At 62.8% G+C, this 14869-nt stretch carries 27 protein-coding genes; all 27 read right to left on the bottom strand.

The window, feature by feature from the left end; translation table 11 throughout:
• Positions 1 to 3 precede the first annotated feature (3 nt).
• The 27 genes from AC1DWU_RS07300 to rplC all read right to left on the bottom strand — a co-directional run bounded on the left by AC1DWU_RS07300 (position 4) and on the right by rplC (position 14788).
• Entirely contained in the window at positions 4 to 1047 is a 1044-nt protein-coding gene (locus tag AC1DWU_RS07300; RefSeq protein WP_477149304.1) for an NAD-dependent epimerase/dehydratase family protein, read from the bottom strand.
• A gap of 113 nt (positions 1048 to 1160) precedes the next feature.
• Positions 1161 to 1589 (bottom strand): 50S ribosomal protein L17, encoded by a 429-nt coding sequence (gene rplQ, locus AC1DWU_RS07295; RefSeq protein ID WP_477149303.1) that lies wholly within the window; start codon positions 1587 to 1589, stop codon positions 1161 to 1163.
• 59 nt (positions 1590 to 1648) lie between these two features.
• Entirely contained in the window at positions 1649 to 2668 is a 1020-nt protein-coding gene (locus AC1DWU_RS07290; protein ID WP_477149302.1) for a DNA-directed RNA polymerase subunit alpha, read from the bottom strand.
• 103 nt (positions 2669 to 2771) lie between these two features.
• Complete coding sequence (rpsK, locus tag AC1DWU_RS07285) at positions 2772 to 3164, bottom strand: 30S ribosomal protein S11 (protein WP_055049094.1); 393 nt, start codon at positions 3162 to 3164, stop codon at positions 2772 to 2774.
• A gap of 82 nt (positions 3165 to 3246) precedes the next feature.
• Positions 3247 to 3615, bottom strand: a complete 369-nt coding sequence (gene rpsM, locus AC1DWU_RS07280) for a 30S ribosomal protein S13 (protein ID WP_477149301.1) — start codon at positions 3613 to 3615, stop codon at positions 3247 to 3249.
• A 176-nt stretch (positions 3616 to 3791) separates the two neighbouring features.
• Positions 3792 to 4361, bottom strand: a complete 570-nt coding sequence (locus tag AC1DWU_RS07275) for an adenylate kinase (protein WP_477149300.1) — start codon at positions 4359 to 4361, stop codon at positions 3792 to 3794.
• A complete protein-coding gene (gene secY, locus AC1DWU_RS07270) occupies positions 4358 to 5692 on the bottom strand; it encodes a preprotein translocase subunit SecY (RefSeq protein ID WP_477149299.1) in 1335 nt (444 codons plus the stop codon). The genes AC1DWU_RS07275 and secY overlap by 4 nt, the downstream gene beginning before the upstream one ends.
• 32 nt (positions 5693 to 5724) lie before the next feature.
• Positions 5725 to 6210 (bottom strand): 50S ribosomal protein L15, encoded by a 486-nt coding sequence (gene rplO / locus AC1DWU_RS07265; RefSeq protein WP_055877882.1) that lies wholly within the window; start codon positions 6208 to 6210, stop codon positions 5725 to 5727.
• A gap of 12 nt (positions 6211 to 6222) precedes the next feature.
• Entirely contained in the window at positions 6223 to 6411 is a 189-nt protein-coding gene (gene rpmD, locus AC1DWU_RS07260) for a 50S ribosomal protein L30 (protein ID WP_055877885.1), read from the bottom strand.
• 22 nt (positions 6412 to 6433) lie between these two features.
• Entirely contained in the window at positions 6434 to 6961 is a 528-nt protein-coding gene (gene rpsE, locus AC1DWU_RS07255; RefSeq protein ID WP_055049088.1) for a 30S ribosomal protein S5, read from the bottom strand.
• A 22-nt stretch (positions 6962 to 6983) separates the two neighbouring features.
• Positions 6984 to 7346: a 50S ribosomal protein L18 gene (rplR, locus tag AC1DWU_RS07250; RefSeq protein ID WP_477149298.1), complete on the bottom strand. Its 363-nt coding sequence runs from the start codon at positions 7344 to 7346 to the stop codon at positions 6984 to 6986.
• Between the two features lie 12 nt (positions 7347 to 7358).
• Positions 7359 to 7892 (bottom strand): 50S ribosomal protein L6, encoded by a 534-nt coding sequence (rplF, locus tag AC1DWU_RS07245; protein ID WP_477149297.1) that lies wholly within the window; start codon positions 7890 to 7892, stop codon positions 7359 to 7361.
• Between the two features lie 54 nt (positions 7893 to 7946).
• On the bottom strand, positions 7947 to 8345 hold the full coding sequence (gene rpsH / locus AC1DWU_RS07240) for a 30S ribosomal protein S8 (protein ID WP_477149296.1): 399 nt from the start codon (positions 8343 to 8345) through the stop codon (positions 7947 to 7949).
• A gap of 13 nt (positions 8346 to 8358) precedes the next feature.
• Positions 8359 to 8664 carry a 30S ribosomal protein S14 gene (gene rpsN, locus AC1DWU_RS07235; RefSeq protein WP_055877897.1) on the bottom strand — a complete coding sequence of 102 codons (306 nt, stop codon included), beginning with the start codon at positions 8662 to 8664 and terminating at the stop codon, positions 8359 to 8361.
• Between the two features lie 21 nt (positions 8665 to 8685).
• Positions 8686 to 9243: a 50S ribosomal protein L5 gene (gene rplE, locus AC1DWU_RS07230; RefSeq protein ID WP_477149295.1), complete on the bottom strand. Its 558-nt coding sequence runs from the start codon at positions 9241 to 9243 to the stop codon at positions 8686 to 8688.
• Entirely contained in the window at positions 9236 to 9550 is a 315-nt protein-coding gene (rplX, locus tag AC1DWU_RS07225; RefSeq protein ID WP_477149294.1) for a 50S ribosomal protein L24, read from the bottom strand. Before rplX ends, rplE begins: the two co-directional genes overlap by 8 nt.
• The gene (gene rplN / locus AC1DWU_RS07220; protein WP_055877905.1) at positions 9550 to 9918 is read right to left on the bottom strand and encodes a 50S ribosomal protein L14; all 369 of its coding nucleotides are present in this window, start codon (positions 9916 to 9918) and stop codon (positions 9550 to 9552) included. The genes rplX and rplN overlap by 1 nt, the downstream gene beginning before the upstream one ends.
• A 57-nt stretch (positions 9919 to 9975) precedes the next feature.
• A complete protein-coding gene (gene rpsQ, locus AC1DWU_RS07215; protein ID WP_423067702.1) occupies positions 9976 to 10209 on the bottom strand; it encodes a 30S ribosomal protein S17 in 234 nt (77 codons plus the stop codon).
• A gap of 10 nt (positions 10210 to 10219) precedes the next feature.
• Entirely contained in the window at positions 10220 to 10456 is a 237-nt protein-coding gene (gene rpmC / locus AC1DWU_RS07210; RefSeq protein ID WP_477149293.1) for a 50S ribosomal protein L29, read from the bottom strand.
• Between the two features lie 5 nt (positions 10457 to 10461).
• On the bottom strand, positions 10462 to 10875 hold the full coding sequence (rplP, locus tag AC1DWU_RS07205; protein WP_291307874.1) for a 50S ribosomal protein L16: 414 nt from the start codon (positions 10873 to 10875) through the stop codon (positions 10462 to 10464).
• Positions 10876 to 10891: 16 nt separating this feature from the next.
• The gene (rpsC, locus tag AC1DWU_RS07200; protein ID WP_477149292.1) at positions 10892 to 11656 is read right to left on the bottom strand and encodes a 30S ribosomal protein S3; all 765 of its coding nucleotides are present in this window, start codon (positions 11654 to 11656) and stop codon (positions 10892 to 10894) included.
• A complete protein-coding gene (gene rplV, locus AC1DWU_RS07195; protein WP_055877918.1) occupies positions 11656 to 12036 on the bottom strand; it encodes a 50S ribosomal protein L22 in 381 nt (126 codons plus the stop codon). Before rplV ends, rpsC begins: the two co-directional genes overlap by 1 nt.
• A 1-nt stretch (position 12037) precedes the next feature.
• The gene (gene rpsS / locus AC1DWU_RS07190; RefSeq protein WP_477149291.1) at positions 12038 to 12316 is read right to left on the bottom strand and encodes a 30S ribosomal protein S19; all 279 of its coding nucleotides are present in this window, start codon (positions 12314 to 12316) and stop codon (positions 12038 to 12040) included.
• Between the two features lie 3 nt (positions 12317 to 12319).
• On the bottom strand, positions 12320 to 13159 hold the full coding sequence (gene rplB, locus AC1DWU_RS07185; RefSeq protein ID WP_477149290.1) for a 50S ribosomal protein L2: 840 nt from the start codon (positions 13157 to 13159) through the stop codon (positions 12320 to 12322).
• Positions 13160 to 13173: 14 nt separating this feature from the next.
• On the bottom strand, positions 13174 to 13467 hold the full coding sequence (locus AC1DWU_RS07180) for a 50S ribosomal protein L23 (RefSeq protein ID WP_477149289.1): 294 nt from the start codon (positions 13465 to 13467) through the stop codon (positions 13174 to 13176).
• Complete coding sequence (gene rplD, locus AC1DWU_RS07175) at positions 13464 to 14084, bottom strand: 50S ribosomal protein L4 (protein WP_477149288.1); 621 nt, start codon at positions 14082 to 14084, stop codon at positions 13464 to 13466. Before rplD ends, AC1DWU_RS07180 begins: the two co-directional genes overlap by 4 nt.
• Positions 14084 to 14788, bottom strand: a complete 705-nt coding sequence (gene rplC / locus AC1DWU_RS07170; protein WP_055877928.1) for a 50S ribosomal protein L3 — start codon at positions 14786 to 14788, stop codon at positions 14084 to 14086. The genes rplD and rplC overlap by 1 nt, the downstream gene beginning before the upstream one ends.
• Positions 14789 to 14869 lie beyond the last annotated feature (81 nt).

The following is a 14869-nucleotide window of genomic DNA, read 5'->3' as shown; positions in this document are numbered from 1 at the left end:
GGGTTACGAGGTCTTCGGTTTCACCAAGCCGAGCCGGATGACGCTTTCGGCGGTGGCGAGGATCGAATCCTTGGCCGAAATGAACTTGCGGCCCAGCAGCTTCTCGCCTTTCGAGCCGTCGAACACCTTCTCGTTGCCGATATCGTTGATGATCTGGCGGGCCGGACCGCCGAAGCTGGCGATGATCTTGATGATCCAGTCTGGCACCTTCTTCATGGTGATCTCCCAGGTCGGATAGGCCTCCCGGAGGATCTCGGCGACCTTCGGGAACGGGGTATACTCGCTGGTGGCGAGATAGCGCTGGTTGGCCGCCTCGGGCTTGTCGAGTGCTGCGAGGTGCAGGGCGGCAACATCGCGCACATCGATGATCGAGAAGCCGTTGCTGGGCATCGCCGGCACCGCGCCGGCGAGCAACCCGGACACCATGCCGAGCGAGATGCTGGCGTCCACATCGAGTGCGGGGCCGATAATGGCGCCGGGATGGATGGTGGTCAGGGCGATGCCGTTGTCCTTGGCGAAGGCCCAGGCGAACTGCTCCGCCTTGGTCTTGCCGACGCAATAGGCCCAGGTCCAGCGCATGCCCGCGAGATTGGTGAAGTAGGTCTCGTCGTAGACGCGACGGCCGCTGGTCTGGCCGTGGCCATAGCCGACCGTGGCGATCGACGAGGTCATGATGATGCGCTTGATGCCGGCGGCGTTGGCCAAGCGGAAGACGCGCTGCGTACCTTCGAGCGCCGGGCGGATGACGAGGCTCTGGTCCTTGGGCTCGTCGGCTCGGATGGCCGTTGCGATGTGCATGACGGTGGCGACGCCCTGCATCGCCTCTGTCCAGCCCTTGTCGTCGAGGAGATCGGCTTCGACCAGTTCGAGGCGGTCGAGGGCGCCCTGCCCCAGCTCGGCGGCGAGCGTAGCGCGCACTTCGTCGGCGCGGCCCAACGATCGGATCGTGCCCCGGACCCGGTGGCCCGCCCGCAGCAGCTCGAGGATTGTCCACTTGCCAACAAAGCCAGTCGCACCGGTGACAAGGATGAGGCCCTGGTCCGTCATTTCACTCTCCCCAATCGAGTGCCGCCATTACGGCGCAGATTATGTTCTGCGGTCAAACGAAAAGGCGGCCCGGATGAACCGGACCGCCCTGAACTTCGCCGAATGCCTCGGGCTTACGCCGCTACGGATTCGTCGTCGGTCTCGCGCACTTCCACCGGACCCGAGTCGAGGCCCTTGGCGTCGACGTCGCGATCAACCAGCTCGATGACCGCGAGGGCGGCATTGTCGCCGTAGCGGAAGCCGGCCTTCAGGATGCGGATGTAGCCGCCGTTACGATCCTTGTAGCGCGGACCGATGGTGGCGAACAGCTTCTGGACCTGGGTCTCGTCCTTCATCTGGGCGATGGCCTGGCGACGGGCATGCAGATCGCCGCGCTTGCCGAGCGTGATCAGCTTCTCGACGATCGGACGCAGTTCCTTGGCCTTGGGCAAGGTGGTCACGATCTGCTCGTGCTTGATCAGCGAGGCAGACATGTTGGCGAACATGGCCTTGCGATGAGCAGAGGTCCGGTTGAGCTTACGGTTCGAATTACCGTGGCGCATTTTGTTACTCCCTAAGGCCCGGGCGTCTCACGACGGGCGGTTAGTGGCTTTTGGCCAGCTTAATAGTGATCTTCGTAGCGCTTGGCCAGATCGTCGATGTTCTCAGGCGGCCAATTCGGCACGTCCATCCCGAGGTGCAGGCCCATCTGAGCCAGCACTTCCTTGATTTCGTTGAGCGACTTGCGGCCGAAGTTCGGCGTGCGCAGCATCTCGGCTTCGGTCTTCTGGATCAGATCGCCGATGTAGACGATGTTGTCGTTCTTCAGGCAGTTGGCCGAACGGACCGACAGCTCGAGCTCGTCGACCTTCTTGAGCAGCGCCGGGTTGAAGGCGAGTTCCGGGACGCTGTCCTGGGCCTTTTCCTTGGTGGGCTCTTCGAAGTTCACGAAGACCGACAGCTGGTCCTGGAGGATGCGGGCGGCATAGGCCACCGAATCTTCCGGGGAGATGGCGCCGTTGGTCTCGACCGTCAGCGTCAGCTTGTCCTTGTCGAGGCTCTCACCGGCACGGGTCGCGTCGACCTTGTAGGACACGCGGCGAACCGGGGAGAACAGCGCATCGACCGGGATGTAGCCGATCGGGGCGTCGTCCGGACGGTTCTTGTCGGCGGGGACGTAGCCCTTGCCGGTGTTGACCGTGAACTCGATGTTGATCTCGGCACCGTCGTCGAGGTGGCAGATCACGAGGTCCGGGTTCAGCACTTCGATGTCGCCGGTGACCTTGATGTCGCCGGCAACAACTGCGCCCGGGCCCTGCTTGGTGAGGGTCAAACGCTTCGGACCTTCGCCGCCCATCTTCAGGGCGATTTCCTTGACGTTCAGCACGAGGTCGGTAATGTCTTCGCGCACGCCCGGAAGCGACGAGAATTCGTGCAGGATGCCGTCAATCTGGATCGCGGTAACGGCCGCGCCCTGGAGCGAAGAGAGCAGCACGCGGCGCAGAGCGTTGCCGAGCGTCAGGCCGTAGCCGCGCTCAAGCGGCTCCGCCACGACCGAGGCCGTGCGCACGCTATCGCTGCCCGAAACGATGTCCAGTTTGGTCGGCTTGATGAGTTCCTGCCAGTTCCGCTGGATGGTCACGGTGGTGTCCTTTCAAATGGGCGGTCCGCCTAACCGCCTGTCCGCTATGCAATGTACCTATCCCGGCGCGAGGGGCGCGCCGGGAGATCTACCGTAACGGAGGTTAGACGCGGCGACGCTTGCGCGGCCGGCAACCGTTGTGCGGGATCGAGGTGACATCGCGAATGCTGGTGACGTTGAAGCCAGCAGCCTGCAGCGCGCGAAGCGCCGATTCACGGCCCGAACCAGGACCGCGGACCTCGACCTCGAGGGTCTTCATGCCGTGTTCCTGGGCCTTCTTGGCCGCGTCTTCCGCCGCAACCTGGGCGGCATACGGGGTCGACTTGCGCGACCCTTTGAAACCCATCACACCCGAGGACGACCAGGAAATGGTGTTGCCCTGCACGTCGGTGATGGTGACCATGGTGTTGTTGAACGACGCATTCACATGCGCAACGCCATTGGTGATGTTCTTGCGCTCTTTGCGACGAACGCGCGCGACTTCAGCTTTTGCCAATTTGCTTCCTCAGTTCGATATCGACGCTGCCGTAGTTCCAGCAGCTACATCAGGATGGCGGAGAGGTGCTCCGCTACCCGGATTACTTCTTCTTGCCGGCGATCGGCTTGGCCGGACCCTTGCGGGTGCGGGCATTGGTGTGCGTGCGCTGACCACGGACCGGCAGGCCCTTGCGGTGACGGAGGCCACGGTAGTTACCGAGGTCCATCAGGCGCTTGATGTTCATCGCCACGTTGCGGCGCAGATCACCCTCGACGACGTAGTCGCGGTCGATCGCTTCGCGGATCTGGATCACTTCGGCGTCGGTCAGGTCGTTGACGCGACGCTCGGCCGGGATGCCGACCTTCTCGGTGATCTCTTTGGCGAACTTGGCGCCGATCCCATGGATGTACTGAAGCGCGATAACCACGCGCTTGTTGGTCGGAATATTGACGCCAGCAATACGGGCCACGTCCGCTCTCCTATAGTCGGCAGCTCACGCTGCCCGTTTGATAACGACAAGGGACCGGAATCCGCCCCCTCACTCAGTTGAGGAACCGAATCCAGCCCGATAATCCATGAGACTGGCGCGGTTCATAGAGGCAAGGTTCCACAGAGTCAACTGCGGAGCCCCTGCCCCGAGGTATACTAGTTATGCACGGCCCGGCGGATGGCCGCCGTAACCTCATCGACCGGCTGCATGCCGTCGACCGACTTCAAGAGGCCCTTGCCGCGATAGAACTCAACAAGCGGCGCGGTCTGCTCGCGATAGACATTGAGGCGGTTGCGAAGCACGTCCTCGTTGTCGTCGCCGCGAGCAACACCAGATTCCTTTGCCCGTTTGGCGATGCGCCCGACCAGCACGTCGGCGTCGGCGGTGATTTCCACCACCGCGTCGAGCTGCATGCCCTTTTCGGTCAGCATCTCGTCGAGCGCCTCGGCCTGCGGAATGGTCCGCGGGAAACCGTCGAGCACGAAACCGGCCCGGCAGTCTTCCTGGTCAAGCCGCTCGGACACGATGCCGTTGACGATCTCGTCGGAGACGAGGTCGCCGCGGTCCATGATCTCCTTGGCGGCGAGGCCCATGGGGGTCTTCGCAGCGATGGCGGAGCGCAGGATGTCGCCGGTCGAAAGCTGCGGGATTCCGTAGCTATCGATCAGCACCTTTGCCTGCGTGCCCTTACCGGCGCCCGGAGGTCCCAGAAGGATCAGCCTCATTTACGCTTGCCCCCAAGGCGCGACCGCTTCACCAGGCCTTCGTACTGCTGGGCGATCAGATGGCTCTGCACCTGGGTCACCGTATCCAGCGTCACCGTCACGATGATCAGCAGCGAGGTGCCGCCGATGAACTGGCTGACGTTGAGCTGGCTGTGGATCAGCTCGGGAATGAGCGCCACGACAGTAAGATACAGCGCGCCGACCAGGGTGATGCGGGTGAGCACGTAGTCGATGTAGTTCGCCGTCCGCTCGCCCGGCCGGATGCCGGGAATGAAGCCGCCGGAGCGCTTCAGGTTGTCCGCGGTGTCGGTCGGGTTGAAGACGATCGAGGTGTAGAAGAAGGCGAAGAAGATGATCAGCGCAGCGAACAGCGCCAGGTAGAGCGGCTGGCCGCGGCCGAGCAGCGCCGCCGTCACCGACAGCCACTGCGGGGCGTCACCCTGCGCCGCGAACGACGCAATAGTGGCGGGGAGCAGCAGCAGGGACGAGCCGAAGATCACCGGGATAACGCCCGAGGTGTTGAGCTTCAGCGGCAGGTGCGAGGTGTCGCCCTGGAACATCTTGTTGCCAACCTGGCGCTTCGGATACTGGATCAGCAGCCGGCGCTGGGCGCGTTCGAAGAACACGATGATGCCGATCACCAGAATGGCGATGAGCGGAATGCCGAAGCCCCAGAAGCCGGAGATGGCGCCCGTACGGGCGAGCTCAAGCGTCTGCACGACGGTTGCCGGCAGGTTCGCCACGATACCGGCGAAGATGATCAACGAGATACCGTTGCCGATGCCGCGCGAGGTGATCTGCTCACCAAGCCACATCAGGAACATGGTGCCGCCGACCAGCGTGATGACGGTCGAGAGCTCGAAGAACAGGCCCGGATTGAGCACCACACCCTGGCTGCCCTCGAGGCCCTTGGCGATGCCGTAGGCCTGCACCGCGCAGAACAGCACGGCAAGATAGCGGGTGTACTGGTTGAGCTTGCGACGCCCACTCTCACCTTCCTTGCGGAGGGCTTCGAGGCGCGGCGAGGCAGTGGTGACCACCTGAACCACGATGGACGCGGTGATGTAGGGAATGAGGTTCAGCGCGAAGATCGCCATGCGCTGCACGGCACCGCCGGCGAACATGTCGAACATGCCGAAAATGCCCTGCTGCGCCTGCTTGAAGGTCGCGGCATAGGCATCGGGATCGATACCGGGAACCGGGATGTAGGTGCCAAGCCGGTAAACCAGAAGCGCACCCAGTGTGAACCAGATGCGCTGCTGAAGGGCCTTCGCCTTGGCGAAGGTCCCGAAGTTAAGATTCTTGGCCAGCTGTTCGGCTGCGGACGCCATAGTCGCTCCCTTTAGAATGGGGCCAGGCGCTCTTAGGCGTCAGCCTTCACTTCTGCCTGAGGCATATCGACCTTGCCGCCGGCTGCTTCAATAGCAGCGAGGGCACCCTTGGTCGCGTGAGCAACCTTGAAGGTCACCTTCTTGGCCGTGAAACCGGAGCTGCCGATCAGACGAACGCCATCGAGCTCGCGGCGGATCACGCCGGCCTTCACGAGAGCGGCCGCATCGACCACGCCCTTGATGTCCAGCTTGCCGCTGTCGATGTAGTTCTGGATGCGGTCGATACGCAGCTGGTTCCACTTCTTGGGATTCAGAGCGTTGAAGCCGCGCTTCGGCATACGCATGTGAAGGGGCATCTGGCCGCCTTCGAAGCCGTTGATGGCAACGCCGGAACGAGCCGTCTGGCCCTTGCCGCCGCGACCACCGGTCTTGCCGACGCCCGAGCCGATACCACGACCGACGCGTACGCGCTTCTTGTTGGCGCCCGGGTTGTCCCGGAGTTCATTCAAACGAGTCATTGTTCTCGTTCCTTATTTGGCGTCGACGACGCGCACGAGGTGCGGGATCTTACGGATCATGCCGCGGACCTCGGGGGTGTCCTTGAGGGTCGACTGCTTGCGGATCTTGTTGAGCCCCAAACCGATGAGGGTGGCGCGTTGGTCCTGCGGACGGCGCGTCGGGCTGGCGATCTGCTCGATGGTGACGGTCTTGTCGGCCATAGTTCTAACTCCCAAGCCCTAATCAGGCTTCGACGGTCTCGCCACGGCGAGCCTGCAGGTCCGAGACCTTCAGGCCGCGGCGGGCGGCGACCGAACGCGGGCTATCAACGCGCTTCAGCGCATCGAAGGTGGCCCGCACCATGTTGTAGGGATTGGCGGTGCCCTGCGACTTCGCCACGATGTCGTTGACCCCGAGGGTCTCGAACACGGCGCGCATCGGGCCGCCGGCGATGATGCCGGTACCGGGAACGGCGGCACGCAGGATGACCTTGCCGGCGCCGTGGTGGCCGACCACATCGTGGTGCAGCGTACGGGCATCGCGCAGCGGAACGCGGATCATCTGGCGCTTGGCCTGCTCGGTCGCCTTGCGGATGGCCTCAGGCACTTCACGCGCCTTGCCGTGACCAAAGCCAACGCGGCCCTTCTGATCACCAACCACCACCAGGGCGGCGAAACCGAAACGACGGCCACCCTTCACAACCTTGGCGACACGGTTGATGTGCACCAGCCGGTCGACGAATTCGCTATCGCGCTCTTGAACGTCTCTCATCGAATTTTCCTTTGTCGCCGGATCAGAACTGCAGGCCGCCTTCGCGGGCCGCATCACCCAGGGCCTTAACGCGGCCATGGTAGAGGTAGGCACCACGATCGAACACGACCGTCGACACCTTGGCAGCGAGGCCACGCTCGGCAATCAGCTTGCCGACAGTGGCTGCGGCCTCGGCGGTCGAGCCGTTCTTGACCTTGGCCTTCACGTCCTTGTCGATGGTCGAAGCGGCAGCAAGCGTGCGGCCGGACGCATCATCGATGATCTGGGCGTAGATATTTTTGTCCGAGCGGTGCACGGACAGACGCGGGCGGCCATTCGAATTGGCCTTGAGCGCCTTGCGAACTCGGGCCTTGCGGCGGTCCGCACCTTTGAGGCTGATGGGCATCTCGTGCGCTCCTTACTTCTTCTTGCCTTCTTTGCGGGCGATGTACTCGCCCACATAACGCACGCCCTTGCCCTTGTAGGGCTCCGGCGGACGCCAACCGCGAATGTCGGCGGCCACCTGGCCAACCTGCTGCTTGTCCGAGCCGGTGATAACGACTTCGGTCTGCGTCGGCGCCGCGATGGTGATGCCAGCCGGAGTCTGGAACACCACTTCGTGGCTGAAACCGAGCGACAGCTTCAAATCCTTGCCCTGCATGGCGGCGCGATAACCAACGCCCTGGATCTGCAGCTTCTTCTCGAAGCCCGCGCTGACGCCGATCACCATATTGTTGATCAGCGCGCGGGTGGTCCCCCAGGCAGCCCGAGCTTCCTTGCTCTCGTTGGCGGGCTCGATGACGATGCCGTCATCGGTCTGCTTGGCGTTCACGATATCCATGAGCGTCAGCGCCTGCTCGCCCTTCGGCCCCTTTGCGGTGACCTTGCGATCGCTGATCGTGACGGTGACGCCACTGACCGGAGCAATCGGCTTTTTGCCTGTACGGGACATTCTTTCTACTTCCTTCGGAGTAATCGTCACACCGACGGCTTCAAGGGGTTAGCCTTAGAAGACGCGGCAGAGTACCTCGCCACCCAGGTTCTGGGCTTTTGCTTCATGATCGGCCATCACGCCCTTGGGGGTCGAAAGGATCGACACGCCAAGGCCATTCGCGACCGAGGGGATATTCTTGACCGACGCATAGACACGGCGACCAGGACGCGAGACGCGCTCGATGGTCCGGATCACCGGGGTATTGTCGGAGTACTTCAGCTCGATGTCGAACTGGGCAACGCCGTTGTCCATCTTGCTTTCCGAGTAGCCGCGGATGAAGCCTTCCGACTTCAGCACGTCGAGCACGCGGCCACGCAGGGTGGAAGCGGGAGTCTGGACGACATCGCGACGGCGCATCTGCGCGTTGCGGATGCGGGTCAGCATATCGCCGATCGGATCAGTAAGGCTCATAGCGTCTGTCTCCTTACCAGCTCGACTTCACAAGGCCCGGGATCAGCCCGAGGTTGCCGAGCTGACGCAGGGCAATACGGCTGAGCTTGAGCTTGCGATAGTAGCCACGCGGACGACCCGTGAGCTCGCAGCGGTTGTGCACGCGGTTCTCGGCCGAGTTACGCGGCAGCGCGGCAAGCTTGAGCTGCGCGGCGAAGCGTTCCTCGAGCGAAACGCTCTGGTTCATCACGACTGCCTTGAGCTTGGCCCGCTTGGGACCCAGCTGCTTGGCAAGGCGCTTGCGCTTGTTGTTCTTTTCGATGGAGCTGGTCTTTGCCATGTCTCGTCCTTCTCTCTTCCGTTACTGCCGGAAGGGGAAATTGAAAGCCTTGAGCAGCGCCCGGGCTTCGTCGTCGGTGCGCGCGGTCGTGCACACGATGATATCCATGCCCCAGGTCTGATCGATCTGATCGAAGTTGATCTCGGGGAAGATGATGTGTTCCTTGATGCCCATGGCGTAGTTGCCACGGCCATCGAACGAATTCGGGTTCAGCCCGCGGAAGTCACGAACGCGCGGCAGAGCGATGTTCACCAGACGGTCCAGGAACTCGTACATGCGGGCCTTGCGGAGCGTCACCTTCACGCCGAGCGGCATCTCTTCGCGGACCTTGAAGCCGGCGATCGACTTGCGGGCGTGGGTGATGACGGGCTTCTGGCCGGCGATCTTCTCGAGATCAGCAGCCGCCGACTTCACCTTCTTGGTGTCGTTCACCGCCTCGCCGACACCCATGTTCAGCACGATCTTGTCGAGCTTGGGGGCCTGCATGACGTTCTTGTAGCCGAACTCTTTGATCAGGTTCGCCTTGATGGTCTCGTCGTACTCGGTACGGAGACGCGGGATATAGACGGTGTCAGCCATCGATCGTGTCCCCGGTCGACTTGGCGACGCGCACCTTGGTGCCGTCGGCGTTGATCTTGAAACCGACGCGCGACGGCTTGCCGTTCGCATCGACGATCGCGAGGTTGCTCAGGTGGATCGGGGCTTCCTTGGTGAAGATGCCCGCATCCTGGCTCGCGGTCTGCTTGGTGTGACGGCGCACGAGGTTGAGCCCCTGCACGGTGGCCTTGGTGGCCTCCGGGAACACCTGGGTGACCTGACCGGTCTTGCCCTTGTCCTTGCCGGTCAGAATGACGACCTTGTCGCCCTTCTTAATCTTGGCCGCCATCACAACACCTCCGGCGCAAGCGAAATGATCTTCATGTGGTTCTTGGAACGCAGCTCGCGCGGCACCGGCCCGAAGATACGGGTACCGATCGGCTCGGCCTGGTTATTGATCAGGACGGCAGCGTTGCGGTCGAAGCGGATGACGGTGCCATCGGCGCGGCGAACCGGGAATGCGGTGCGCACAACGACGGCCTTCATCACCTGGCCCTTCTTGACGCGGCCACGCGGGATCGCGTCCTTGACCGAGACAACAATGATATCGCCCACCGAGGCGTACTTGCGGTGCGAACCGCCGAGTACCTTGATGCACATGACACGACGCGCGCCGGAATTATCGGCAACGTCGAGATTGGACTGCATCTGGATCATGGCTTGATGCCTTTTTCAGTTTCGGGGTCTGCCTACACGGCGAGCCCTAAATTCCGGTTACGCGGAGGGCTTGAGGACCCAACGCTTGTTCTTCGAAATCGGCGCCGATTCTTCGATCCAGACGACGTCCCCGACCTTGGCCGCATTGGCCTCGTCGTGAGCGTGGTACTTCTTGGACCGGCGCACGGTCTTCTTCATCACCGGGTGGGTAAAGGCGCGGTCAACCCGCACCACCACGGTCTTCTCGTTGGTGTCGGAGACCACGGTCCCCTGCAATACGCGCTTGGGCATCGGTTGCTCCTTACTTCGCCGCGGCTTTTTCGCCGAGGATCGTCTTCACCCGCGCGATTTCGCGGCGGACTTTCTTGACCTCGGTCGGCTTTTCCAGCTGCTGGGTAGCGCGCTGGAACCGCAGGTTGAACTGCTCTTTCTTCAGGCTGAGCAGCTGATCCTTCAGCTCATCCGGGGTATTGGCCCGGAGGTTGGCGGTGTGGCCACTGCCCTTGGCCTCGATCTTCTTCTTGGGTGCACGTGCCATGGCGATCAATCCGCAATGCGGGTGACGACCCGCGTGATGATCGGAAGCTTCATCGCGCCGAGGCGCAAGGCTTCCTTGGCGACGTCCTCGGGGACGCCGTCGATTTCGAAAAGGATACGACCGGGCTTGACGCGGGCGGCCCAGAATTCAACCGAACCCTTGCCCTTACCCATACGAACTTCGGTCGGCTTCTTGGAAACCGGCAGGTCCGGGAAGACACGGATCCAGACGCGGCCGGCACGCTTCATCTCGCGGGTGATCGCGCGGCGGGCCGCTTCGATCTGGCGAGCCGTAACGCGCTCGGGCTCCTGGGACTTCAGGCCGAACTGACCGAAGGCCAGGTCCGTGCCACCCTTGGCATTGCCATGGATGCGGCCCTTATGCGCCTTGCGGAACTTGGTACGTTTTGGTTGCAGCATTTTTGTCTATGCCTTCTCAGTTCGCCGGCGCGCGATCGCGATCGCGACCGCCACGATCACCGCGCTCGTCCCGATCGGAACGCTCGCGACGCTGACCGCCCTCGTTCGAACCGCCGCCTTCAGTGGCGCGACGCTCGTGAGCGGACGGATCGTGCTCAAGGACTTCGCCCTTGAAGACCCACACCTTGATGCCGATGATGCCGTAGGTGGTCTTCGCCTCGGCAGTGCCGTAGTCGATGTCGGCGCGCAGCGTGTGCAGCGGCACGCGACCTTCGCGGTACCACTCGGTGCGGGCGATGTCGGCGCCGCCGAGACGGCCGCCCACGTTCACCCGGATGCCGCCGGCGCCCATACGGATCGCCGTCTGCACTGCACGCTTCATCGCACGACGGAAGGCCACGCGACGCTCGAGCTGCTGGGCAATGCCCTGGGCCACGAGGTTCGCATCGGTCTCCGGCTTGCGCACTTCAACGATGTTGATGTGCACTTCGCTGTCGGTGAACTGCTTCACCTTGGCGCGGATCTTGTCGATGTCAGCGCCCTTCTTGCCGATCACGATGCCCGGACGGGCAGTGTGGATCGACACGCGGCACTTGCGGTGCGGACGCTCGATGACGATCTTCGAGACCGCGGCCTGCTTGAGGTCTTCGAGCAGCGTCGCACGGATCTTCAGGTCTTCCTGCAGCAGGTTACCGTACTCACCCTTGTTCGCGTACCAACGCGAATCCCAGGTGCGGTTGATGCCGAGGCGCAGACCGATCGGGTTGATCTTCTGACCCATTATGCGGTCTCCTCAACTTGGCGAACCACAATGGTGAGGTTCGAGAACGGGCGCTCCATGCGGGCAGCGTGACCACGGCCACGGGCCATGAAGCGCTTCATCACCAGCGAGTCACCGACATAGCACTCGGCAACGACCAGGCTGTCCGGGTCGAGGCCGTGATTGTTTTCGGCGTTCGCGATGGCGCTCTCGAGCGTCTTCTTGACCGAGCCGGCGATACGCTTGCGCGAGAAGGTCAGCTCGGCGAGAGCCTTGTCGACCTTCTTGCCGCGGATCATCGCAGCCACGAGGTTGAGCTTGATGCCCGAGGTGCGAAGCATGCGGAGAACCGCCTTGGCCTCGTTGTCCTTGAGCGACCGCTGAGTTTTCGGCTTGCCCATGTTACTTCCTCTTGGCCTTCTTGTCGGCCGCGTGACCGTAGTAGGTACGGGTCGGCGCGAACTCGCCAAACTTGTGGCCGATCATTTCTTCCTGGACGTTCACCGGCACATGCTTGTGGCCATTGTGAACGCCGAAGGTCAGACCGACGAACTGCGGCAGGATCGTGGAACGACGGCTCCAGATCTTGATGACTTCGTTGCGGCCGCTCGAACGGCTGGTCTCTGCCTTCTTGAGCAGATAGCCATCGACGAACGGGCCTTTCCAGACTGAACGCGACATGGCTTAGCGGCCCTTCTTCACGTGACGCGAGCGGACGATGAACTTGTCCGTCGACTTGTTGGAACGGGTCTTCTTGCCCTTGGTCGGCTTGCCCCACGGGCTCACCGGGTGACGGCCACCCGAGGTACGGCCTTCACCACCACCATGCGGGTGATCGACCGGGTTCATGGTCACACCGCGGTTGACCGGCTTGCGGCCGAGCCAGCGGTTACGACCGGCCTTGCCGATCGAGGTGTTCGAGTGATCCTGGTTCGACACCGCGCCGACAGTGGCGAGGCACGAGCCGTGGACCCGGCGCTGCTCGCCCGAGTTGAGGCGAAGGATCGCCCAACCGGCGTCGCGGCCGACATACTGTGCGTAGGCACCGGCCGAACGAGCGATCTGACCGCCCTTGCGGGGCTTCATCTCGACATTGTGGACGATGGTGCCAACCGGCATGCGCTCGAGCGGCATGGCATTGCCCGGCTTCACGTCGGCAGTGCCGAGCGTGGAGATCACCTTGTCGCCGGCAGCCAGACGCTGCGGCGCGATGATGTAGGCAAGCTCGCCGTCGGCGTACTTGATCAGCGCGATCCAGGCCGTGCGGTTCGGATCGTACTCGAGACGCTCGACAGTCGCCACTTCGTCGAAACGAACGCGGCGGAAGTCGACCATACGGTACGAACGCTTGTGACCGCCGCCGCGATGGTACGCGGTGATGCGGCCGGCGTTGTTACGACCGCCGGACTGGTTCAGACCTTCGGTCAGCGACTTAACCGGCTTGCCCTTCCACAGCTCCGACCGATCGGTCGTGATGAGCTGGCGGCGGCCCGGAGAGGTCGGATTGTAAGTTTTTAGACCCATTCTTCTCTCTCCCCTCAGATGCCGGTCGAAATATCGATCGACTGGCCTTCGGCCAGGGTGACAATGGCCTTCTTGACGTCCTTGCGGGTGCCAAGTTCCTGCCGGAAACGCTTCACCTTGCCCTTGCGGACGAGGGTGTTGACCGCCTTGACCTTGACCGAGAAGAGCGCCTCGACGGCGGCTTTGATGTCGGCCTTGGTGGCATCGATCGCGACGTCGAAGACGACCTGGCTGTGCTCGGACGCCATGGTCGACTTTTCGGTGACGACCGGGTTACGGATCACGTCGTAGTTGCTGAACTTGCTCATGCGAACCGGGCCTCGAGCGCTTCGAGCGCTGCTTTGGTCAGAACGAGCTTATGGCGACGGAGAATGTCAGCGACATTGATCCCCTGCACCGGCAGCACGTCGATCTGCGGAATGTTGCGCGCCGCGTTGGCGAAATTCTTGTCCACCTCGGCGCCGTCGATGATCAGAGCGCTCGACCATTCCAGCTTGCCGAACTTGGCAACCAGCTGGGCGGTCTTGGGCTCCTTGGTGGCGACGGTCGGAACGACGACCAGTTCGCCAGCCTTGGCCTTGGCCGAAAGCGCATGCTTCAGGGCCAGGGCGCGGACCTTCTTGGGCAGCTCGATCGCATGGCTGCGGGGCTCGGGACCAAAGGCCCGGCCGCCGCCGCGGAACTGCGGAGCAGACTTGGCGCCGTGACGAGCGCCGCCCGAGCCCTTCTGCTTGATCGACTTCTTCGAAGTGTAAGCGATCTCGGAGCGGTGCTTCACCTTGTGGGTGCCGGCCATCGCCTTGAGCTGCTGGTAACGGACCATGCGGTGCAGGATGTCCTGGCGGACTTCAAGACCGAAGATCTCGTCCTTCAGTGTGACCGAACCGTCGGCCTTGCCGTCCAGAGTTGTGACCTGGAGTTCCATTATTTCGCCTCCTCGGCCACGGCTGCGACAGCCGCCTTGAACGAACCGGGCACAGCTGCGCCCTTCGGAGCGGCCTTCTTGACCGCGTCCTTGATCTGGATCCAGGCGCCCTTGGCACCCGGGACAGCGCCCTCGACCATGATCAGCCCGCGCTCCACATCGGTGCGCACGACCTTCAGGTTCTGGGTGGTGACACGACGGTCGCCCATGTGGCCGGCCATCTTCTTGCCCTTGAACACCTTGCCGGGGTCCTGGCGCTGGCCGGTAGAACCGTGCGAGCGGTGCGACACGGACACGCCGTGCGTGGCACGCAGACCACCGAAGTTCCAGCGCTTCATGCCGCCGGCGAAACCCTTACCGATCGAGGTACCGGTCACGTCGACCAGCTGACCTTCGACGAAGTGGTCCGCCTGCATGGTGGCACCGACTTCGATGAGGTTCGCAGGATCGACACGAAACTCAGTTACCTGACGCTTGGGCTCGACCTTGGCGACGGCGAACTGGCCGCGCTCCGCCTTGGTGACGTTCTTCGCCTTAACGGTGCCAGCGCCGAGCTGGAGGGCGGTATAGCCGTCCTTCTCCTGCGTGCGCTGACCCACGACCTGGCAGTTCTTGAGATCGAGCACGGTCACGGGGACGTGTGTGCCATCATCCAAGAACAGGCGGGTCATGCCCAGCTTCTGTGCGATCAAACCAGAACGCATCGGTTGTTACCTTCTCTCTTTGGCGCTTGACCGGGTCATTGTGTCCAAGAGGACCCTTTGGATGGTCAGCGCGAAAACTCA

It is taken from the genome of Devosia sp. P2_G7 (genome assembly GCF_056403495.1).
This window is presented reverse-complemented; position numbering and strand designations above follow the sequence as displayed.